This window comes from Amycolatopsis sp. NPDC051061, from assembly GCF_040682935.1.
In the GTDB taxonomy this organism is placed as follows: Bacteria; Actinomycetota; Actinomycetes; order Mycobacteriales; family Pseudonocardiaceae; genus Amycolatopsis.
Map to the genome: position 1 here is coordinate 1 of NZ_JBFBBZ010000034.1, position 19448 is coordinate 19448.

The window sequence follows — 19448 nt, forward strand, 5'->3', positions numbered from 1 at the left end:
GAGCGCCGCGGCCCGGCCGGCGTCGAGGTCGAAGACCCGGATCCGGCCCGCGCCGGCCGTGAGCAGCCCGTGGGCCACCGCGGCGCCGGCCCCACCCGCCCCGAGCAGGACGACGGAGCCGAGCTCGACGTCGGGCAGCCCGGTCCGGAGGCCCCGCGCGAAGCCGGACCAGTCGGTGTTGTGCCCGACCGCCCGGCCGTCCTCGAACACGACGGTGTTGACCGCGGCCAGCGCGGCGGCGTCCGGGGACAGCTCGTCCAGGTGCGCCAGCACCACCTGCTTGCACGGGTGCGTGATGTTCAGCCCGCGGTACCCCGCGTCGCGGGCGGCGGCCAGCAGCGGACCGACGGCGGTGGCCGGCGCGCCGAGGTCGTCGAGGTCGAAGCGGTGGTAGACCAGCTCCACCCCGAGCCGGCGGGCCTCGGTCTCGTGCAGCGGCGGGCTCAGCGACGGTCCGATCCCCGCGCCGATCAGCCCGGTGAGCACCGTGCCCGGCGTCGCCCGCGCTGCGTGCGCGCGGATCGCGTCGGCGGCCGAAGACAAGATCACGAGTACGCTCCTAATGTACGAACCAGTACGTTATTTGTACCTCATGGTGTCGCCGCCGTGAAGGGCCGCGGCGACGTCCTACAGTGGGGACACCAGCTGACGCGAGGAAGGAAGTCCGTGGCAGCACCATCGTCGGACGCAGTGGCGAACAGCGGACGCATCCGCGATGCGGACCGCACGCGCGCCGAGATCCTCGACACCGCCGCCCGCGAGTTCGCCGAAAAGGGCTTCGACGGCGCCCGGGTGGACGAGATCGCCGCGAAGACCCGCACCACCAAGCGGATGATCTACTACTACTTCACCAACAAGGACCAGCTCTTCGTCGAGGTGCTCGAACGGGCCTACACGGTCATCCGCTCCCTCGAGCAGGACCTCGACGTCGACCACCTCGACCCCGCCGAGGCGATCCGGCAGCTCGCCGGGCTCACCTTCGACCACCACGAATCCCACCCGGACTTCGTGCGGCTGGTCAGCATCGAGAACATCCACCGCGCCGAGCACATCGCCCGCTCGACCGCGCTGTCCAACCTGGCCAACCCGGCGCTCGACGTGCTCACCCGCATCCTCGCGCGCGGTCGCGAAGCCGGGCAGTTCCGCGACGACGTCGACGCGCTCGACGTGCACATGGCCATCAGCGCGTTCTGCGTGTTCCGCACGGCGAACCGCTACACGTTCAACGCCATCTTCGACCGCGACATGCTGGATCCCGCCTTCCGCGACCACCACCGGCGCATGGTCGCCGACCTGCTCGTCAGCTACCTGACCACGCGCTGAGCCGCACGATCCGGCCGGTGTCGCCGACCGTCGGGTACCGGGCGAGCACCGCCGGATCGTGCCCGGGAACGACCGGGCCGGGGCCGGCCAGCTCCTTGACCCGGTCGAAGGCGCCGTACACCCCGGTCATCGAGTGCAGCAGCGGCGCCGGGTGATCGTTCTCGAGGTTTTCGTGGAAGTGACTGGCGTCCGAGGCCAGCACGACCGGACCGGCGGCGGTCTCGACCCGGACGACCTGCATCCCGGCCGTGTGCCCGCCCACGAGGTGGACGCTGAGGCCGGGCACGACCTCGGCGTCGCCATCGACCAGGTCCGCGCGTCCGGACCGCAGGTGGTCGAGGGCGACTTCGTCGAGCAGCCACCGTTCCCGCTCGATCCGCTTGGCCCACGGTCCGGTCCAGTAGTCCAGTTCGGACTGCTGGACGACGAACCGCGCGCCGGGGAAGTCGGCCACCGTGCCGCAGTGGTCGTAGTGCAGGTGCGTCAGGACGACGTGGCCGACCGCGCTCGGATCGACACCCAGCTCGGCGAGCAGCCGGACGGGCTCGACGTAATCGAGCCCGTCCACCGCCCGCGCCCGCTCCGCCCGGATGCCCGCGTCGACGAGCACCGTGTGCTCCGGCGAGACCGCCAGCCAGACGTAGTAGGCGGTCGGGTGGGGTTCCGCGGAATCCCTGCCGTAGCCCAGGAAGTGCTCACCGCGATACCCGGTGCGCCGGCCGTAGCAGAGCGCGTGGACCTCGAACTCGCTCATCGCGGGACGCCGACCTCGCTGCGCGCCGGCTCCTTGAGGCCCAGCCGCGCGGTCGGCACCTGGTAGGTCTCCTTCCCGGTGGCCACGGCGATGATGTTCACCAGGCACAACGCGGCGGTGAACACGGCGACGCCCACCCACGCGCCGTGGCCCGTTCCGGTGACCCCGACCGCGATGGTCGGCAGGAACCCGCTGATCGCGAACCCGATCTGGGTCCCGATCGCGGTGCCCGACAAGCGCACCCGGGCGGGGAACATCTCGCCGTAGAACGACGGCCACACGGCGCTCGTGGCGGTGTAGACGATGCCGAACATCCCGATGCCGACGACGAAGATCCAGAGGTAGCTGCCGGCCGCGATAGCGCCCAGGTAGGGGAAGATCAGGATCGCGCAGCCCAGCGATCCGGCCATGAAGATCTTCTTGCGCCCGAAGCGGTCGGAGAACTTGGCCCACAACGGGATCGAGACCACGGCGGCGACGTTGGCCAGCACGCCGACCCACAGCATGGGCGTTTTGTTCAGGCCCACGGTGTTCACGGCGTAGCTGAGCGCGTAGACGGTGAAGATCGTGCTGACGGAAGCGATCAGCGCGGCCACGACCACGCGCAGGACGTCGGCCCAGTGGTCGCGCAGCAGCACGGCCAGCGGCAGCTTCACGACTTCGCCGCTGGCGACCTCCTCCTGGAACACCGGCGTCTCGTCCAGCGAACGGCGGATGAAGTAGCCCACCAGCACGACGACGGCGCTGAGCCAGAACGGCACCCGCCAGCCCCACGACAGCAGCGCTTCCTGGGGCAGCGCGGCGACCGGCAGGAACACCGCCGTCGCCAGGATCTGCCCGGCCTGGGTGCCGCTGAGCGTGAAGCTCGTGTAGTAGGCGCGCCGGTGTTCCGGAGCGTGCTCGAGGCTCATGGAGTTCGCGCTGGCCTGCTCCCCGCCGGCGGACAGGCCCTGCAGCAACCGCAGGGCGACCAGGAGGATCGGCGCGGCGACACCCAGGGTGCCGTAGCCGGGCAGGCAGCCGACGAGCACGGTCGACAGCCCCATCAGCAGCAGGGTGATCAGCAGGACGCGCTTGCGGCCGAACTTGTCACCCAGGTGCCCCAGCAGCAGCGCCCCGAGCGGCCGCGACACGTAGCCGACGCCGAACGTCGACAGCGCGAGCAGCGTGCCGGTCGCCGGCGACGAAGCCGGGAAGAAGATCTTGTTGAAGACCAGCGCGGCCGCCGTGCCGTAGATGAAGAAGTCGTAGTACTCGAGCGCGCTGCCGATCCACGCGGCCAAGGCCGCCTTGGCGGGCCGGCCCGCGGGCGGGGCGCCGCTGGCGCCCTCCGGACGATCGGTCACGTCAATCTCCTCCACGGTGCGCCGGTGCAGTCCAAGTAACTAACCGGTCAGGTATGTACCGTACGGTTAATTAGAGAGATTGAACGGCGGTCGCGGGCTTGTCAAGGGCCGATTTTCCGGCGCCCTCCCCGGGCCGGCGCCTGAATCGACGATGGCCTGGAAGTGCGATGATGAGGGACATCGGGCGCTCTCCGAACGGCGGCCCGCACCCTGCTCATGCAGGAGAACCAGGCGGCCGGCATCGACCTGCCGCTGAAGTTCCTCGTCTGGGAGGACGAGCACGGCCAGACCCGGGTGACCTACGACGAGGTCGCCTGGATCGCGCGCCGCCACGGCCTGTCCCCGGCGACGGACGGCGTCGTCACGGCGACCGCCTCCGCCGTCGAGAACCTGGCGCGCCAGGCGATCCAGGACTGACCCTCAGGCGGTCGCGCGCCGCAGGACCAGCCACGCCGCGCCGCCGAGCACCAGCGCGAGCACCACGGGACAGGCGGTGTAGAGCGCGAACGACGGCTGACCGCCGAGGAACTCGCCGATCGCGGGCCACCAGCTCCGCTTCGCCACCAGGACCTTGACCCCGGCGATCAGCGCGACGGCACCGGCGAGGGCGAGGTAGATCCCCGTCTGGCGCCAGCGCTGGAACACCACGCCCGCCAGCACCCCGATCGCGGCCACCGCGACCAGCGGTCCACTGTAGACGAACCACAGCGCGAGCGGGTCGTGCCCGCCCAGCACGTCCAGCCCGAAGATCCGCGCCTCCCGGCCCCAGCCGCCGGTCGACCGCTCGACGACGTCGAGCACCATCATCGCGAACCCGAGGAGCAGGGCCTGGCCGAGGACGACCAGCGCGGTGGCCGCGGCGAACGTCCGGCGGGTCACGCCGAGCCCGAGTGCGAAGGGGAACACCTGCGTCATCGACTGCAGGTGCGCGGGGCCGACCACGCCCCACAGCGCCGGCAGCAGGTAGATCTCGTGCGCGCCGAGCGCGCCTTCGCCGTTGGAGACGTCGATGCCCCAGCCCAGCAGCGGCAGCACGGCCAGCAGGCCCAGCGGGTAACCGAGCAGGACCGGCCAGTTGACCAGCTGGATCCGCGCGACGTCGAGCACGCGTGCCATCAGGATTCCTTCCCGGCGGCGACCGGCCCGCCGTGGGCTTGGGTGGTGCGGACGACCAGCTGCTGCAACGAAACCGGCTCGAAGTCCAGCCCGGGCTCGTACCGGTCGCGGGCGCCGGTGAGGGTCACGCGCAGGGAGCCGCCGATCCGCTCGCGGTGCAGTTCCTCGTGGCCCGCGGCGAAACGCTCGACGGCCTCGGCGGGCCCGGTCACCGCTACGGCCTCGCCGCGCAACGACTCCGCGTCGGTGTCGATGAGCACCCGGCCCGCGTCCAGCAGCACGACGTGTTCGATCAGGTCGCTGACCTCGTCGATCAGGTGCGTGGACAGCACGATCGTGCGCGGGTGCTCGGCGAAGTCGGCGAGCAGCCGGTCGTAGAACAGCTGCCGGGCAACGGCGTCGAGGCCGAGGTAGGGCTCGTCGAACAGGGTCAGCGGAGCCCGCGAAGCCAGCCCGATGATCACCCCGACCGCCGAGAGCCGGCCGCGCGAGAGCGTGCTGATCCGCCCACCGGCCGGGACGGCGAAGTCCGCCAGCAGCGCGGCGGCGTAGGCGTCGTCCCAGTTCGGGTAGAGCAGTCGCGCGGCCCGCAGCGCGTGCTTCACGCGGAACTTCTCCGGGTAGTGCTGGCTCTCCTTGATGAAGCAGACCCGCGAAAGCACGTCGGCGTTCTCGTACGGGTGCTGCCCGAAGACCTCCACCGCGCCGCCGGTTTCGAAGGCCTGCCCGGTGAGGATCCGCATCAACGTGGTCTTGCCGGCGCCGTTGCGGCCCAGCAGGCCGTGGATCGTGTCCCCGGCGAGCTCCAGGCTCACGCCGTCCAGCGCGGCGAGCGGGCCGTAGCGCTTGGTCACCCCGGTCGTGCGCACCACTTTCACCACTGCGGCTCCCAGACGTCGATCAGCTTCTTGATCTCCTCGGCGCCCATGCCGAGCTTGCCCGCCTCCGCCATCAGCGGGGTGAGGAACTGTCGCGTGAAGTCCCGGCGCCGCCGCTCCAGCAGCTGGGCGCGAGCGTCCGTCGCGACGAACATGCCGATGCCTCGTCTCTTGTAGAGGATCCCGTCGGCGACGAGCTGGTTGATGCCCTTGGCCGCGGTCGCCGGGTTGATCCGGTGGAAGGCCGCGAGCTCGTTGGTCGAGGGCACCTGCGTGTCCGCGGCCAGGCTGCCGTCGACGATCGAGCTCTCGATCTGCTCGGCGATCTGCAGGAAGAGCGGCCGTCCGTCGTCCTTCACGCCGACCACCGCACGGGGCGGTTCGTCGGTTCGTTACTCATGTAACTAACCATGGAGGCTCGGGTGGTGTCTGTCAAGGCCGAGGGTCGAGAGGCGCGGGAAAACAGGCAGGCCGCCCGCACATCGCGGACGGCCTGCCGGGAGCGTCGTCGCTCAGCCCGTCAAATCGCCTTCCCGCTCATTGCGTTCCGCGTAGTGAGCCAGCTTGTCCTCGTTCACCGTCACACCCAGCCCGGGCCCGGACGGCACCCGCAGCCGGCCGGCCGTCAGCTCCAACGGCTCCACGATGTCGTCCTCGTGCAGGTAATACATGCTGTCGATCGCCCGGGACAGCACCGGTGTGCTCGCCACCACCGCCAGGTGCGCCGCCGTCGCGATGCCGAGCTCGCCGCCGCTGTGCAGGTTCATCCCGAGGCCGAACGTCTCACAGTGCGCGGCCAGCGCCTTCGTCGCCGCGATGCCGCCCCACTTGTAGACGTCCCCGTGGATCACGTCGACCGCGCCGAGGCGGACCGCCGGCGCGAACTCCTCGAAGCGGACCACGCACATGTTGGTGCACAACGGGATCCGGACCTTCGCGCGCACCTGGGCCATCCCCTCGATGCCGACGCAGGGGTCCTCGAGGTACTCCAGGTCCAGCTCCTCCAGCGCCAGCCCGGCGCGGATCGAGTCGGGGACCGACCACGCCGCGTTCGGGTCCACGCGCAGCTCGACATCGGGCAAGGCGCGCCGCAGCTCGCGCATGATCGCGACGTCGCCGCGGACGTCCGTGGTGCCCTTGAGCTTCACCGCCGTGAACCCGCCCTGCGCGACCACCTTCGCCGCGTGTTCGGCGATGCCCTGGGCCAGTTCGCGACCCGACGCGCCGGGGGCGTCGGCGCGCGTGACGAGCGCCGTGATCGGCACGTCGTCGCGGACCCGGCCGCCGAGCAGGTTCGTCACGGACTGGCCGGTGACGTGCCCCATCAGGTCCCAGCACGCGACGTCGAGGGCCGCCAGCGCCGCGTAGCCGAGGTAGCCGTGGAAGAACGGCACCATGTGGTGGCGCCGGTGGAAGGCCTCCAGCTCGAACGGGCTCCGGCCGATCAGCTCCGCACCGAGCTTGCGGACGAGTTCGGCGACCGGGCGGCCCCACATGGTCTCGCCCCAGCCGGTGACCCCGGTGTCGGTGCGCAGCCGCACCACCGTGCGGGTCTCGCCCGTCTTGGTCTCGAACGAGCTGGTGAACGGGTTGGTCAACGGCAGGTTCACGACCCGCACGTCGACGTCGGTGATCTTCATGCCTCCCCTTCGGCGTGGGTTGCGCGGGTGGCCGCGTCGAACGCGCGGATCGCGTCGACGAGGGCGGTCACCCGGTTTTCGAGCAGGCCGGCGCCGTCTTCGGCGGTGGCGGCGGTGGCGTCGTCGGTGCTGCCGCCGGCGCGGGGCCATTCACCGTGGCGTTCGGCGGTCAGGCCCGGGTACGGCGGTTCGGCGAACAGCGGCGGCGGCGTGACGTCGGGTCGTGGCTCGCGCGGGCGGACCAGGGCCGGGTGCGCGGCGAGCATCAGCGACGTCTCGTAGTGCCCCGCGTGCCCGGGTGACCCGCTGTGCTCGCCGAGTGAGAAGTAGGAGCACGCACCCAGGGCGACGTCGGCCCGCAGCGCGTAGTCCTTGACCGCCAGCCGCATGATCTCGTCGTTGCCGCCGTGGCCGTTGACCACGAGGACGCGCCGGAACCCGCTGGTGGCCAGGGAGTCCAGGACGTCGGCGAGCACGGCTTGCAGCGTCGCCGCGCGCAGCGACACCGCGGCGGCGAACAGGTGGTGCGGGCTGTGACCGAACGGCAACGCGGGCAGGCGCACCACGGCCGGGTCCCCGCCGAGGCGCTCGAGCGCGCGATCGGTGACGGCCTCGGCGAGCATCGTGTCGGTGCCCATCGGCAGGTGGCCGGCGTGCTGTTCCTGCGAGCCGATCGGCAGCACGGCGATCGCTTTTTGCGCCGCCGAGCGCACCTCCCGCCAGGTCATCCCCGTCAGTTCGGGCATCTGATCTCCCCTCTCGTCGCCGGTCGTGGCATCGTGACCCCATGAGCACCGGCGAACGCCCGGCCCTGCGGCTGGTCCCGGCGCCGGCCGCGACCGAGGCCGGCGGCCCGCTGCTGGGTGCGGTCGAGCTGCTGCCCGGCCGGGTCCGGGCGGCGCTGGTCGAGCTGTCCGGCGTGGTCGTGTGGCGCGCGGAGGCGACGTACCCGCGCGGCACGGCCGACCGGGCCGAGATCGATGCCGCGTTGGCCGCGGTCACCCGGTTCCCCGCCCCGCCGGTCGGCATCGGCGTCGCCGCCGCGGGTCTCGTCGATTCCGCGACGGGCGTGATCATCGAAGTCAACGAAGTGCCCGCGCTGCACGGCTATCCGGTCGCGGACGTCCTGTCCACTGTGGCCGGTGTGCCGGTCCACATCGAACACCGGGCGCGCCTGCAGGTCCTGGGCGACCGCTGGTTCGGCGAAGGCCGCGGCCGCACCACGTTCGCGTCCGTGTCCACCGGCGAGGTGCTGGGCGTGGGGATCCTCTACGGCGGCGAGGTGCTGGCCCCGCCGGGCGGCCGCAGCGGCGCGCACATGACGGTCGCCGCGAGCGGCCGCCCGTGCACGTGCGGCGCGCGGGGCTGCTGGAAGACCGTCGCGACGACGCCGTGGCTGCGGGCGGAGGCTTCGCGCCGGGGCCTGGAGGCGGACTCGGTGCGCGAGCTGGCCGGGCATCCCCTGCTCGACGAGTACGCCGCCAACATCGCGCTCGGGCTGGTGAACATCCAGCAGCTGTTCGCACCGGGCCTGTTCGTGCTGCACGGCGAGGCCGCCGACGGCGGCGAGCACTTCCGGTCGCGCATCGAAGAGCGGCTGCGGGAAGACTCGTCGTGGGCAAGCGGGGCCGAGCCACCCCGGGTGGTGGTCAGCCCCGGCCCGGCCGACGACGTCGCCCTGCTCGGCGGCGCCGGGCTCGTGCTCTCGCACCACTGACCCGCTCACGCCGTCACCCGCCGCCGCGCCAACCGCGGATCGGGGTTCGGCACCGCGTCCAGCAGGCTCCGCGTGTACTCGTGCGATGGTGCGCGGAACAGCTCCTTCGACCCAGCCAGCTCGACGATCTTCCCGGCGCGCATCACCGCCACCCGGTCGGCGATCTGCTGCACCACCGCGAGGTTGTGCGACACGAACACGTACGTCAGGTCCAGCCGCTGCTGCAGGCCCGCGAGCAGGTCCAGGACCTGGGCCTGCACGGACACGTCCAGCGCGCTGGTCGGCTCGTCGAGCACCACCAGCCGCGGCTGAAGCGCCAGGGCCCGCGCGATCGAGATGCGCTGGCGTTGCCCGCCGGAGAACTCGTGCGGGTAGCGGTCCTGCACCTGCGGCGGCAGGCCGACCGCGTCGAGCAGCTCCGCGACGCGCTCGCGCACCCGGGCCCGCCCACGACGGCCACGCAAGGCCGCGTCGTGCGTCACCAGCGGCTCGCCCACGATCTCCGTCACGCGCAGGCGCGGGTTCATGCTCGAATACGGGTCCTGCAGCACCACCTGCATCTGGCGCCGCACCTTCCGCAGCCGGCGCGGCGGCAGCGCCGACAGGTCGTCGCCGTCGAAGCGGACCGTGCCCGCGGTGGGTTCGAGCAGCCGCAGCAGCAGCCGGGTCAGGGTCGTCTTGCCGCTGCCGGACTCCCCCACCACGGCCAGGGTTTCGCCCGCGACGACGTCGAGGTCGACTCCGTCCACAGCGGACAGCGCGCCGTAGTCCTTGCGCAGCCCGCGGATTTCGACCAGGTTCGTCATACCCGCTCCACCTTCGGTGTCGCACGCAGCAGCTCGCGCGTGTAGTCCTCCCGCGGCGCCTCGAACAGCGGCACCACGTCGCCGGTCTCCACGACCCGCCCGGTGTTCATGACCACGACCCGGTCGGCGACTTCGGCGACGACCCCGAGGTCGTGGGTGATCAGCAGGATCGCCATGCCGTGGCGCCGCTGCAGGTCCACCAGCAGGTCGAGGATCTGGGCCTGCACGGTGACGTCCAGCGCCGTCGTCGGCTCGTCGGCGATGAGCACCCGCGGCCGGCCGACCAGCGCCATCGCGATCATCACGCGTTGCCGCAACCCGCCGGAAAGCTGGTGCGGGTACTGGGAAGCCCGGCCCTCGGGGTCCGGGATCCCGGCTTCCCGCAACGCTTCCACGGCCGCCGCGCGCGCCTCGGTCCGCGACGCGCCCCGGTGCTTCCGGACGACTTCGGCGACCTGGGCACCGACGCGCTTCACCGGGTTCAGGCTCGTCATCGGATCCTGGAACACCATGGCGACGTCGTTGCCGCGGATCTTGCGCAGCTCCTTTTCGGGCAGCCGCAGCACATCGCGGCCGTCGAGGAGCACCGAACCGCCCGCGTAGACGCACGGCGGCTCGGGGTTGAGCCGCAGGACCGACAGCGCCGTCGCCGTCTTGCCGCTGCCGGACTCCCCCACCAGCGCCAGGGTCTCGCCTTCTTCCACCGCCAGGCTGACGCCGTCGACGGCGGTCACCGCGCCGGTGTCCACGTGGAACTCGACGCGCAGGTCGGTGATCTCCAGCAGGCTCATGAGCGGTACGCCTTCGGGTCCGCGACGTCGCGCAGCACGTCGCCGGTGAGGTTGACGGCCAGTGCGGTGAGCATCAGCGCGACCCCGGGGAACACGGCCACCCACCACGACGTGCCGAGGTACAGCTGCCCGTCGGCGAGCAGGCCGCCCCAGGTCACGGTCTGCTTCGGCACGCCGAGGCCGAGGTAGCTCAGGGACGCCTCCGCCACGATCGCCGCGGCGACGTGCAGGGTGCCGATGGTCGCCAGCGGCGCCATCACGTTGGGCAGCAGGTGCCGCCGCATGATCGTGAAGTCGGTGACGCCGATCGCGCGCGCCTCGGTGACGAACTCCCTGGTGCGCAACGAAAGCACCTCGGAGCGGATCACGCGGGCGTAGGACACCCACCCGGTGAAGCCGAGCACCAGCACGACGTACCAGAGGCCGGAGCCGAGGAAGCCGACGATGGCCAGCGCGAGCAGGATCGACGGGAACGCGAGCTGGATGTCGGCGATCCGCATGAGGATCCGGTCGAACCAGCCGCCGAGGAACCCGGCGACCAGGCCGATCGCCGCGCCGACGACGCCGGCCAGCAGCGCCGCGCACGCGCCGACGAGCAGCGAGACGCGGGCGCCGTAGCAGAGCCGGGACAGGATGTCGCGGCCCAGCTGGTCGGTGCCGAGCAGGTGCGAGGCGTCGCCACCGGCCGCCCACGCAGGCGGGTGCAGCCGCACCAGCAGGTCCTGCGCGCCCGGGTCGTAGGGCGCGATGAGCGGCGCGAACAGGGCCACCAGCACCATCAGGGTGAGCACGGCGAGCGCGACGACGCCGAGTTTGCTGCGCAAGACCGCACGGACCACGTTCGGGCGCGCGGCCCGGGCCGCCGGAAAAGCGATGGCAGTCATGCGGTCACCCTCACCCTCGGGTCGAGCAGCGTGTAGGACAGGTCGACCAGCAGGTTCACCACGACGAACGTGGCGGCGAAGAACAGCACCGCGGCCTGCACGAGCGGGAAGTCGCGGTTCTGGATGGCTTCCACGGTGAGCCGGCCGAGGCCGGGCCACGAGAACACCTGCTCGGTGAGGATCGCCCCGCCGAGCAGCGAGCCGACCTCGAGCCCGACGACGGTGACCACCGGCAGCGCGGCGTTGCGCAGGCCGTGGGCGAACACGACGCCGCCGGTGCCGAGGCCCTTCGCCCGGGCCGTGCGGATGTAGTCGGCGCCGAGCACGTCGATCAGCGACGTCCGCAGCAGCCGCGCGATCACCGCGACCGAGTACACGGCCAGGGTCACCGCGGGCAGCACCAGGTGCTCGAAGCCGCCGTAGCCGGAGGCGGGCAGCACCTGCAGCCGGACGGCGAAGACGAGGACCAGCAGGATCCCGACCCAGAACGCCGGGGTCGACTGGCCGACGAGGACCCCGGTCATCACGCCGGTGTCGCCCGCGCGGCCCCGGCGCAGCGCGGCGAACGTGCCGGCCGGGATCGCGATCAGCAGGGCCAGCAGCAGGGCCGAACCGGCCAGTTCCAGCGTCGCCGGGACGCGGGCGAGCAGCACGTCGGCGACCGGCTGGTCGTAGACGAGCGACGTGCCCAGGTGCAGCCGCGGCAGACCGCCGAGGTAGTCGAGGTACTGGGTGAGCAGCGGCCGGTCGAGCCCGAGGCTCGCGCGCAACGTGGCCTCCTGCGCGGCGGTGGCGTCCGGCGGCAGGATCAGCTTCACCGGGTCGCCCGAGAGGCGGACCAGGAAGAACGCCGCCGTGGCCACGAAGAACAGCACGACGACGGCGGTCAGCACCTTGGTGGCGACCGTGCGCAGCACGCCGGCGCCGGCCGCCGGGCGGCGGGTGCGGGCGACGGTGGTCACGCGGTCACCCCCGCCTTCGCCATGTTCAGCACGCCGACCACGCCCGGCGTCCACTGTGGACGCGTGTTGACCGCGCAGACGTTGTCGATCTGGTAGAGGAACACGAACGGCGCCTCCTGCTTCAGAAGCCGCTGCAGGCCGGTGAAGGCCCGCTGCCGGTCGGCGGGGACGAGCGACTGCTCCTCGGCGTCGACCAGGCGGTCGGCGTCGGTGTTGTGCCAGCGGCTCTGGCGCCGGTCGTGGCGGACGTTGGACTGCACGAGGCTTTCGGCGTCGAGCGTCCAGCCGGTGCTGGCGGCCAGGTAGATCGGGCCGAGGGCGCCGCGGTTGCTGGAGGTGAGCCGGCTGCTGTACGTGCCGGCGTCGACCAGGTCCACCCGCGCCCGGACGCCGACGCGGGCGAGCAGGCCGGAGATCGCCTCGGCGAGGTTGCCATCGGCGGTCTGCGCGGTGAGCGAAGTGTCGAAGCCGTCCGGGAAACCCGCCTCGGCGAGCAGCTGTTTCGCCAAACCGACGTCGCGGGTGAACGGCGCGATCGAGGCGTCGAAGCCGAACGACTCGCGCGGGAACATCGTCGGCACCTCGCGGGCCTTGCCGTCGAGCACCGCCTTGATCAGCAGCGGCACGTCGACGGCGTGGTTGAGCGCCCGGCGGACGCGCACGTCGCGCAGCGGACCGCTGGTGGTGTCGAGCGACAGGTACGACGTGCGGATGCCGGGGAAGTTCCGGATGGCGACGCCCTTGTAGCCCTTCAGCTGTAAGGCGGCGTCCGGGGTCAGGTTGGCGACGAGGTCCACCTCGTCGCTCTGCAGGGAGGCCAGCGCCGACGACGGGTCGGCCATCGGGAGGAACACCAGCTCGTCGAAGGCCGGCTTGCCGCCCCAATACGCCGGGTTCGCGCGCATCCGCAGCTGGTGGTCCCGCTGGAACTCGACGAAGGTGAACGGACCGGTGCCGACCGGGTGCTTCGCGAACCCGGCGTTACCGACCTGCTTGAGGTACCCGGGCGGCACGGCGACGCCGCCGAACAGCGACACCTTCGCCGGGATGATCGGGTCGGGCTGGGCGCAGCGCAGGTCCACGGTCAGCGCGTCGACCGCCACGGCCTGCTTGACGTAGCGCAGCTCGACGATCGGCGACTTCGTGGCGGGGTCGAGCAGGCGGTTGATGCTGAACGCGACGGCGTTGGCGTCGCACGGCTCGCCGTTGTGGAACTTGACGCCGGGGCGCAGCTTGAAGCGCCAGGTGAGCGGGTCGGGCGAGGACCACTCCAGCGCGAGACCGGGCGCGAGCCGGTTGTCCGGCCCGCGGGTGGTGAGCGTGTCGAACAGGTTGGTCAGCACGTTCATCGAGGTCATGTCGCCCTGCTTCTGCGGGTCGAGCGTCTTGGGGTCCGACGTCTGCGCGACCCGCAGCACACCGCCGGTGGCGCCGGCGGCGGTGCCACACGCGGACAGCAGTCCCGGCAGAGCCAGCGCGGGGAGCGCGAGCCCGCCGAGCCTCAGGGCGTCGCGGCGCGACAGTGGGGACACGGCGCCTCCTTTCCGTCTCGCGGAAGAGCGTTCCGTCAAATGGAACGCGATTGCGCTAAGCTAGGCGCCGTGAACCACGCTGTCAACGCTTCCCCCACATCCCGAGGCGCGGTCGAGAAGGCCCTGGAGGTGCTGGCGACACTGGCGGGCCCCGGCGGGCCGCACCGGCTGGCCGACCTGGCGCAGGCCTGTGACCTGCCGAAACCGACCGTGCACCGGATGCTGCAGACGTTCGCCGAGGCCGGGTACGCCGTGGGCGCGGGCAGCGGGCACTACGCCGTGGGCCCGCGGCTGCTGGGGCTCTCGGCGGCGGCGCTGGCGGGCACGCGGCCGCTGCGGCCGGTCCTGGCCGACCTGCAGCGGCGGACCGGCCACACGGTGCACTACGCGGTACGCCACGGCGACCGGGCGGTGTACGTCGAGAAGCTCGAGCCGGACCAGGCGTACCAGCTCAACACCCGGCCCGGCGGCGAAGTGCCGCTGTACTGCACGGCGGTCGGCCGCGCCATCCTCTCGCGCCTGCCCGAGTCCGAAGTGGACGCGGTACTCGGCGGCCCTCTCGAGGCGCGGACCGCGAAGACGATGACCGAACCGGCGTCGATCCGGGCCGAACTGGCCACTGTGGACAGTGCAGGTTACGTGGTGGACGACGAGCAGTTCGAGGCGCACGTGCGCTGCCTGGGCGCCCCGGTGCTGGACGCCGGCGGCGCGGTGGTCGGCGCGGTGAGCGTGTCCGGGCTGACGTTCACGCTGCAGCCGTCGAGCTTCGACGTGCTGGGCCCGCTGGTGGCCGAGGCGGCGAACCGGCTCTCGGCGGTGCTCGCCGGGACGACGTTGCGAGCGGTCGATGCTCGCTGAACTGCTGACCCGGGCGCGGGACGCGCGGGTCTTCTCGGCCGCGGCGTGGTCGGTCGGCACGGCGGACGAGGTGCTCGACGAGGGAATGCTGGGCACGCGCTGGTGGGACGGGCCGCCGGTCACGGAGGCGAGCCGGTGGGACCTGGCCTCGGTGACCAAGCCGGTGGCGGGCATCGTGGTGGCGGCCCTGGCGGAGGCCGGCGCGCTGTCCCTCGACGACCCGCTCCCCCGTCACCTGCCGTCGTACCGGGGCACCGACAAAGCGTCGATCACCGTGCGGCAGCTGCTGACCCACACCTCGGGCCTGCCCGGCGGGACCCCGCTGTGGCGCACTTTCCCGACGCGGACGGACCTGCTGGAAGCGATCCGGACGACCCCGCTGCCGGCCCCGCCGGGCAGCCGGGTGGAGTACTCGTCGCAGGGGTTCATCCTGCTGGGCCTGATCGCCTCGGCGGCTTCGGGACGGCCGCTGGATCGTCTGGTCGAGGACCTGGTGACGACCCCGGCGGGCCTGCGGGACACGGGGTTCGGCCCGGTGGACGACGCGGTGGCGACCGAGGACTGCCCGTGGCGCGGCCGGGTCGTGACCGGCGAGGTCCACGACGAGAACGCGGTGGTGCTGGGCGGGATCTGCGGGCACGCGGGCTTGTTCGCACCCTTGGCGGACGTGGCCCGCCTGGGCCGGATCCTGGCGGCGGGCGCGTCCCCGCTGCTGAAGCCGGAGACGCACGCGGAGATGATCGCGTGCCACACGCAGGGGTTGCGCCGCGGTCTGGCGTGGCAGGGACTGGACGTCCCCGGCTCGCCCGTCGGTACCGCCCTGCGGCCGGATTCCTACGGCCACACCGGGTTCACGGGCACGAGCCTGTGGGTGGAGCCCGCCCGCCGCCGGTACTACGTGCTGCTGACGAACCGCGTGCACCCGAGCCGGGCCCGGGACGTTTCGGCGGTCCGCCGGGCGTTCCACGACGCCGCGGTGACCATCGGGTAGCCACGGCTCGCGCGGCCCCGGACGTCACACGAGCCGGTAGCCGGCGGCCGAGAACTCCGCGGTCAGCGAATAGCGGTCGCCGCGGACGAGGGTGTGCCGCCACTCCACCGGGCGGCCGCGGGCATGGCTGAGCCGGTTGATCGCGAACGCCGCGACGTCGTGCGCGCAGGCGAGCTGGGCGCGCTCGGCCGCGGTCGGAATGACCGCGTGCACCTCTTCCCGGCCGTGGTCGAGCCGCACCCCGGTCCGCCGCGCGAGCTCGGCGTAGAGCCCGGTGTGCGTGAAGTCGGCCTGCAGCAACGGTTTCGCCAGGTCGGCCGGAAGCCAGACGCGGTCCAGCGCCAGGGGCTCGTCGCCGGCGAGCCGCAGCCGTTCCAGGTAGACCAGCGGCGTCGACGCCTCGAGCTCCAGCCGCTCGGCGACGAGCGCGTCCGCCCGGATGTCGAACGTGCGCACGACGCTGTGCTGCGAAAGCCCGGCCGCCTCCACCGAGGCGAACAGGCTGTAGAGCGCCCCCAGCGGCTGGGCGATCTCGGCCGGCGGCGCCACCCGCGGCTGCCGCCCCCGCTCGGCGACGATCACCCCGTCCGCCCGCAATTGCCGCAGCGCCTGCCGCACCGTGCTGCGGCTCACTTCGTAGTCCTCGACCAGCGCCAGTTCACCCGGGAACTGGTCGGTGAACTCCCCGGCGTCGAGCCTGGCCAGCAGCTCGCGCCTCAACTGGCGCCAGAGCGGCTCGGAGCCGGAGCGGCTCAGCGTCCGCGGTGGCATGGCTTCCTCCCCGGCTCGTCGCGCCCGACCCTACCCGTGGCCAAATGTCCGTACATCATCTAAGTTGAATGTACGTACATTTTGCCTCGGGAGGGTCGATGGTTCAGGTCGGAGTGGTCGCGACGCCGGCCACGGCGGAGCCGACCCGGCCGACGCCATCAGTACCGGGCCTGCTGATCGCCGTCGCGGTCGCCGCGGTCGCGACCGGGCTGGGCACCCTGGTCCCGGTCGTCGGCGGCCCGGTCTTCGGCATCCTGCTCGGCGCGCTCGCCGCCGCCGTCGTACCGGGACTGCGCGCCGAGCGGTGGACGCCGGGCTACGCCGTGGCGTCGAAGCCGGTGCTGCAGTCGTCGATCGTGGTGCTGGGTACCGGCCTGTCGCTGCACCAGGTGCTGACGGTCGGCGGCGGCTCGCTGCCGGTGCTGCTCGGCACCCTCGCCGTCGCCCTCGGCGGCGCGTGGCTGCTCGGCCGGTGGCTCGGCGTCCGCGGCGACACCCGGACCCTCATCGGCGTCGGCACCGGGATCTGCGGCGCGTCCGCGATCGCCGCCACCACCGCCGTCCTCAAGCCGAAACAAGCCGACGTCGCTTACGCCCTCGGCACGATCTTCACCTTCAACATCGCCGCGGTGCTGCTGTTCCCGCCGCTCGGGCACCTGCTCGGCCTGAGCCCGCACGCCTTCGGCCTCTGGGCCGGCACCGCGATCAACGACACCTCCTCGGTCGTCGCCGCGTCCTTCGCCTACGGCGGCGACGCCGGGGCCCACGGCATCGTCGTCAAGCTCACCCGCACACTCACCCTGATCCCGATCGTCATTGTGCTGGCCCTCCTCAAGGCTCGCCGCGAAGCCCGGCGAGCCGGCCCGGGTTCGACCGTGGCCGCGATGCCCTGGCGCCGGATCGTTCCGCTGTTCCTGCTGGGCTTCCTCGCCGCGGCCGCGCTGAACAGCCTCGGCGTCATCCCCGCGTCGTGGCACCCCGCGCTTTCGGCGCTGGGCGCGTTCCTGATCACCACGGCGCTGGCCGGGATCGGGCTTTCCCTGCGCCTGGCGGACATGCGCCGCGCGGGTGCCCGGCCCCTGCTGCTCGGCGGGCTGCTCTGGCTCGCCGTCGCCGCGACGAGCCTCGGGCTGCAGGCCCTCACCGGCACGCTCTGAGCCGGCCGGTCGAGGAGGATCCTCCGGTAGGTTCTCGAATCGTGAGCAGCCTGGCAGCGGCACCGCCGACGTGACCGTCCGCGGTCCGGCGAAATCACTGGCTGCCGGCGCTGACCCGCCGGCTCCCCGTGACCGGCGCCGCCGACGTCACCATCGAGGGTGACGTCGAGCCGGCCCGGCACCGGGTGGAGCACACCGCCCACGTGGCGGGCTGGCCGCAGCCCCGCGAGCGTTCCGTCATCCACCGTCCGCGGTGAGGGAGGAACTGCCCTCGGGGCCGGTCACGGTGACGCGGACGGTGAACGGGTCCGCCGTGACCTGCCAGGTCCGCGGGGAGCCGACGTCCAGGGTGCTCGTGGCCTTCCGGACCAGGTCCGGGAGGCGGTCGACGGGCAGGGTGCGCAGGTCGAACCGCGGGACGGCCACGCCGGTGGGCGCGAACACCACCGACAGCCGCCGGTCCTGGACGACCGCGGTGAGCACCTGGGAAACGTCCGCGGTCCGCGCCAGGGACTCGACGACCCGGCGCAGCTCCCCCGCGTCCAGCAGGGTCTGGTCCGGCCCCACGGTCACGGTCGCCGAGCCCGAAGACGACGTGACCGACGTGGCCGACGACTCGGGCGGCCGCTCGGAGGTCTCCGGGCCGAACAGCTCGGCACGGAACAGCACCAAGACGACGGCGGCGGCGAGCAGCAATCCCGTCGAGGTGACCGCTCCGACCGCACCGCCCTCCGGCGGAGTCCGCACCAGAGTGGACTCCGGGGCGGATTCGACGACGGCACCCGCTTTCCGCCGCTCCCACTCCGGCGCCGGGCGCGGCACGATCCGGGCTTTCCACGGCCGGTCCGGCGGGTACTCGACCACGACGACGTCTCCCCGCCGATGGCCCGGGAGGTCGACCAGGTTGACGTGGTGGGTCACTTCGACCCGGAACGACGGCGCCTCGTCCGGGGCGACCGTGAGGACGAAGTCGACCGGCACGTCGCCCGTTTCGGTGCCGCCCGCGCGCAGGCTCTCGACCTTCGCGAGCGCCACGCGGGGAACGACCGCCGCTTCCCGGGTACGCCGCGGGATGCCGGCGACGAAGAGCAGCCCGCCGTAGACGAGCGGAAGTCCCAGGCTCGCCAGGATCAGCGGCACCCGCTCGATGATGATGCCGACGACGAACGCGCTCAGCGTCCCTCCGACGACGCCGCCGGTCAGGAACCCGCGGGCGAGAGCGACCGGGCCGCGGTGGGTCGGCGCGGCGATGTCCTGCACGGCCGGCATCGATGTACTCCGGACTCTCGAAGGGCGGCTCGGCCGCGGAACAACCCCAGGCTGCACCGGGCCGGGCGCTACCGAACCCGGGTTCCGCGCGCTCAGTCCGGCAAGAGGCTCACGTCGTATTGGCGGGCGACCGCCTGGTTGTAGCGGGCGAACGACTCCCCGATCACCCGTAGCTGTTCCTCCGGCACGCCCGCGAACATCTCGGCCAGGTTGGCCCGGCGGCGGTCGTGCACCCGGCGGGCGCGTGCCTGCCCCTCCGCCGTCGCCACGACGATGCTCCGACGGCGGTCGCCGGTGGCCGGGGCGCGCTCGACCAGGCCGGCCGTCGTCATCGCCGACACCTGGCGGCCGACCGTCGACGGGTCCAGGCCGAGCTTCGCCGCCAGCGTCGTGATGTCCGCCGGCCCGGTGGCCTCCAGCGTGCGCAGCAGGAGGTAGCCCGCGCGGTCGACCTCGTCGTAGATGTCGGTCCGGCGGCTCAGCAGCTCGAAGTTGCGCACCATGACCGCGGTGTGGGCCTCGATGAGGTCGAGCGCGTCCATGCCGGAAACCTCCCTTCCGGCCGATTGCCCGGCCGCAAGCCATGTCGGTATCATACCGATAAATGTCGGCATGATACCGACATCTATGGCGAAGGGCGGGAGAAGTCACTC

23 protein-coding genes are annotated in these 19448 nt (G+C 72.4%); 7 read left to right on the forward strand and 16 right to left on the reverse strand.

Translation table 11 applies throughout. From position 1 onward, the window contains the following. Window positions 1–543, reverse strand: a 543-nt coding sequence (locus tag AB0N03_RS35785; RefSeq protein ID WP_364381674.1) for a shikimate dehydrogenase, incomplete at its 3' end; no start/stop codon positions are given. 123 nt (window positions 544–666) lie between these two features. On the opposite strand from AB0N03_RS35785, the gene AB0N03_RS35790 reads away from it, so the two are divergent. Further along, the gene (locus tag AB0N03_RS35790) at window positions 667–1323 is read left to right on the forward strand and encodes a TetR/AcrR family transcriptional regulator (protein ID WP_364381388.1); all 657 of its coding nucleotides are present in this window, start codon (window positions 667–669) and stop codon (window positions 1321–1323) included. Here the strand turns inward: AB0N03_RS35790 and AB0N03_RS35795 are convergent. Both AB0N03_RS35795 and AB0N03_RS35800 read right to left on the reverse strand, forming a co-directional pair. Continuing rightward, window positions 1301–2077, reverse strand: a complete 777-nt coding sequence (locus AB0N03_RS35795) for an N-acyl homoserine lactonase family protein (protein WP_364381391.1) — start codon at window positions 2075–2077, stop codon at window positions 1301–1303. The genes AB0N03_RS35790 and AB0N03_RS35795 overlap by 23 nt on opposite strands. After that, window positions 2074–3423, reverse strand: coding sequence for an MFS transporter (locus AB0N03_RS35800; RefSeq protein WP_364381393.1), 1350 nt, complete (start codon window positions 3421–3423; stop codon window positions 2074–2076). Before AB0N03_RS35800 ends, AB0N03_RS35795 begins: the two co-directional genes overlap by 4 nt. 216 nt (window positions 3424–3639) lie before the next feature. Here AB0N03_RS35800 and AB0N03_RS35805 point away from each other — a divergent pair, with 216 nt between their 5' ends. Next, on the forward strand, window positions 3640–3840 hold the full coding sequence (locus AB0N03_RS35805) for a DUF302 domain-containing protein (RefSeq protein WP_364381396.1): 201 nt from the start codon (window positions 3640–3642) through the stop codon (window positions 3838–3840). 3 nt (window positions 3841–3843) lie between these two features. On the opposite strand, the gene AB0N03_RS35810 is transcribed toward AB0N03_RS35805, so the two are convergent. The 5 genes from AB0N03_RS35810 to AB0N03_RS35830 form a co-directional block, all read right to left on the reverse strand. Continuing rightward, window positions 3844–4539: a hypothetical protein gene (locus AB0N03_RS35810; RefSeq protein ID WP_364381399.1), complete on the reverse strand. Its 696-nt coding sequence runs from the start codon at window positions 4537–4539 to the stop codon at window positions 3844–3846. After that, window positions 4539–5417 (reverse strand): ABC transporter ATP-binding protein, encoded by an 879-nt coding sequence (locus AB0N03_RS35815; RefSeq protein WP_364381676.1) that lies wholly within the window; start codon window positions 5415–5417, stop codon window positions 4539–4541. The genes AB0N03_RS35810 and AB0N03_RS35815 overlap by 1 nt, the downstream gene beginning before the upstream one ends. After that, window positions 5414–5785, reverse strand: a complete 372-nt coding sequence (locus tag AB0N03_RS35820; protein ID WP_364381401.1) for a GntR family transcriptional regulator — start codon at window positions 5783–5785, stop codon at window positions 5414–5416. Before AB0N03_RS35820 ends, AB0N03_RS35815 begins: the two co-directional genes overlap by 4 nt. A 144-nt stretch (window positions 5786–5929) precedes the next feature. Then, window positions 5930–7057 (reverse strand): enolase C-terminal domain-like protein, encoded by a 1128-nt coding sequence (locus AB0N03_RS35825; protein ID WP_364381404.1) that lies wholly within the window; start codon window positions 7055–7057, stop codon window positions 5930–5932. Then, window positions 7054–7803, reverse strand: coding sequence for a creatininase family protein (locus AB0N03_RS35830; RefSeq protein ID WP_364381407.1), 750 nt, complete (start codon window positions 7801–7803; stop codon window positions 7054–7056). Before AB0N03_RS35830 ends, AB0N03_RS35825 begins: the two co-directional genes overlap by 4 nt. Window positions 7804–7844: 41 nt before the next feature. Between AB0N03_RS35830 and AB0N03_RS35835 the strand changes: the two genes are divergently transcribed. After that, window positions 7845–8774, forward strand: coding sequence for an ROK family protein (locus tag AB0N03_RS35835; protein WP_364381409.1), 930 nt, complete (start codon window positions 7845–7847; stop codon window positions 8772–8774). 5 nt (window positions 8775–8779) lie between these two features. On the opposite strand, the gene AB0N03_RS35840 is transcribed toward AB0N03_RS35835, so the two are convergent. From AB0N03_RS35840 to AB0N03_RS35860, 5 genes are read right to left on the reverse strand one after another with little or no spacing between them, the layout of a single operon-like run. Beyond that, on the reverse strand, window positions 8780–9580 hold the full coding sequence (locus AB0N03_RS35840) for an ATP-binding cassette domain-containing protein (protein ID WP_364381412.1): 801 nt from the start codon (window positions 9578–9580) through the stop codon (window positions 8780–8782). Continuing rightward, a complete protein-coding gene (locus AB0N03_RS35845) occupies window positions 9577–10371 on the reverse strand; it encodes an ABC transporter ATP-binding protein (RefSeq protein ID WP_364381415.1) in 795 nt (264 codons plus the stop codon). Before AB0N03_RS35845 ends, AB0N03_RS35840 begins: the two co-directional genes overlap by 4 nt. Next, complete coding sequence (locus AB0N03_RS35850) at window positions 10368–11255, reverse strand: ABC transporter permease (protein ID WP_364381418.1); 888 nt, start codon at window positions 11253–11255, stop codon at window positions 10368–10370. Before AB0N03_RS35850 ends, AB0N03_RS35845 begins: the two co-directional genes overlap by 4 nt. Further along, complete coding sequence (locus AB0N03_RS35855) at window positions 11252–12217, reverse strand: ABC transporter permease (RefSeq protein WP_364381421.1); 966 nt, start codon at window positions 12215–12217, stop codon at window positions 11252–11254. Before AB0N03_RS35855 ends, AB0N03_RS35850 begins: the two co-directional genes overlap by 4 nt. Then, window positions 12214–13749 (reverse strand): ABC transporter substrate-binding protein, encoded by a 1536-nt coding sequence (locus tag AB0N03_RS35860; protein ID WP_364381423.1) that lies wholly within the window; start codon window positions 13747–13749, stop codon window positions 12214–12216. The genes AB0N03_RS35855 and AB0N03_RS35860 overlap by 4 nt, the downstream gene beginning before the upstream one ends. Window positions 13750–13818: 69 nt before the next feature. Between AB0N03_RS35860 and AB0N03_RS35865 the strand changes: the two genes are divergently transcribed. Further along, window positions 13819–14607 carry an IclR family transcriptional regulator gene (locus tag AB0N03_RS35865; RefSeq protein WP_364381426.1) on the forward strand — a complete coding sequence of 263 codons (789 nt, stop codon included), beginning with the start codon at window positions 13819–13821 and terminating at the stop codon, window positions 14605–14607. Then, the gene (locus tag AB0N03_RS35870) at window positions 14597–15598 is read left to right on the forward strand and encodes a serine hydrolase domain-containing protein (RefSeq protein ID WP_364381429.1); all 1002 of its coding nucleotides are present in this window, start codon (window positions 14597–14599) and stop codon (window positions 15596–15598) included. Before AB0N03_RS35865 ends, AB0N03_RS35870 begins: the two co-directional genes overlap by 11 nt. A 24-nt stretch (window positions 15599–15622) precedes the next feature. On the opposite strand, the gene AB0N03_RS35875 is transcribed toward AB0N03_RS35870, so the two are convergent. Next, window positions 15623–16369 (reverse strand): GntR family transcriptional regulator, encoded by a 747-nt coding sequence (locus AB0N03_RS35875; protein ID WP_364381432.1) that lies wholly within the window; start codon window positions 16367–16369, stop codon window positions 15623–15625. Between the two features lie 98 nt (window positions 16370–16467). Here AB0N03_RS35875 and AB0N03_RS35880 point away from each other — a divergent pair, with 98 nt between their 5' ends. Further along, window positions 16468–17526, forward strand: a complete 1059-nt coding sequence (locus AB0N03_RS35880; RefSeq protein WP_364381433.1) for a putative sulfate exporter family transporter — start codon at window positions 16468–16470, stop codon at window positions 17524–17526. Between the two features lie 128 nt (window positions 17527–17654). Beyond that, the gene (locus AB0N03_RS35885; RefSeq protein WP_364381436.1) at window positions 17655–17783 is read left to right on the forward strand and encodes a hypothetical protein; all 129 of its coding nucleotides are present in this window, start codon (window positions 17655–17657) and stop codon (window positions 17781–17783) included. On the opposite strand, the gene AB0N03_RS35890 is transcribed toward AB0N03_RS35885, so the two are convergent. Both AB0N03_RS35890 and AB0N03_RS35895 read right to left on the reverse strand, forming a co-directional pair. Continuing rightward, complete coding sequence (locus AB0N03_RS35890) at window positions 17764–18795, reverse strand: hypothetical protein (protein ID WP_364381438.1); 1032 nt, start codon at window positions 18793–18795, stop codon at window positions 17764–17766. The genes AB0N03_RS35885 and AB0N03_RS35890 overlap by 20 nt on opposite strands. Before the next feature lie 92 nt (window positions 18796–18887). Continuing rightward, on the reverse strand, window positions 18888–19337 hold the full coding sequence (locus AB0N03_RS35895; RefSeq protein ID WP_364381441.1) for a MarR family winged helix-turn-helix transcriptional regulator: 450 nt from the start codon (window positions 19335–19337) through the stop codon (window positions 18888–18890). Between the last annotated feature and the right edge of the window lie 111 nt (window positions 19338–19448).

Coding starts and splice junctions, on each gene's coding strand:
- AB0N03_RS35795 (WP_364381391.1), bottom strand. CDS start 2,077: ATGAGCGAGTTCGAGGTCCACGCGCTCTGCTACGGCCGGCGCACCGGG.
- AB0N03_RS35805 (WP_364381396.1), top strand. CDS start 3,640: ATGCAGGAGAACCAGGCGGCCGGCATCGACCTGCCGCTGAAGTTCCTC.
- AB0N03_RS35810 (WP_364381399.1), bottom strand. CDS start 4,539: ATGGCACGCGTGCTCGACGTCGCGCGGATCCAGCTGGTCAACTGGCCG.
- AB0N03_RS35825 (WP_364381404.1), bottom strand. CDS start 7,057: ATGAAGATCACCGACGTCGACGTGCGGGTCGTGAACCTGCCGTTGACC.
- AB0N03_RS35830 (WP_364381407.1), bottom strand. CDS start 7,803: ATGCCCGAACTGACGGGGATGACCTGGCGGGAGGTGCGCTCGGCGGCG.
- AB0N03_RS35835 (WP_364381409.1), top strand. CDS start 7,845: ATGAGCACCGGCGAACGCCCGGCCCTGCGGCTGGTCCCGGCGCCGGCC.
- AB0N03_RS35840 (WP_364381412.1), bottom strand. CDS start 9,580: ATGACGAACCTGGTCGAAATCCGCGGGCTGCGCAAGGACTACGGCGCG.
- AB0N03_RS35845 (WP_364381415.1), bottom strand. CDS start 10,371: ATGAGCCTGCTGGAGATCACCGACCTGCGCGTCGAGTTCCACGTGGAC.
- AB0N03_RS35850 (WP_364381418.1), bottom strand. CDS start 11,255: ATGACTGCCATCGCTTTTCCGGCGGCCCGGGCCGCGCGCCCGAACGTG.
- AB0N03_RS35870 (WP_364381429.1), top strand. CDS start 14,597: ATGCTCGCTGAACTGCTGACCCGGGCGCGGGACGCGCGGGTCTTCTCG.
- AB0N03_RS35875 (WP_364381432.1), bottom strand. CDS start 16,369: ATGCCACCGCGGACGCTGAGCCGCTCCGGCTCCGAGCCGCTCTGGCGC.
- AB0N03_RS35880 (WP_364381433.1), top strand. CDS start 16,468: ATGGTTCAGGTCGGAGTGGTCGCGACGCCGGCCACGGCGGAGCCGACC.
- AB0N03_RS35890 (WP_364381438.1), bottom strand. CDS start 18,795: ATGCCGGCCGTGCAGGACATCGCCGCGCCGACCCACCGCGGCCCGGTC.
- AB0N03_RS35895 (WP_364381441.1), bottom strand. CDS start 19,337: ATGGACGCGCTCGACCTCATCGAGGCCCACACCGCGGTCATGGTGCGC.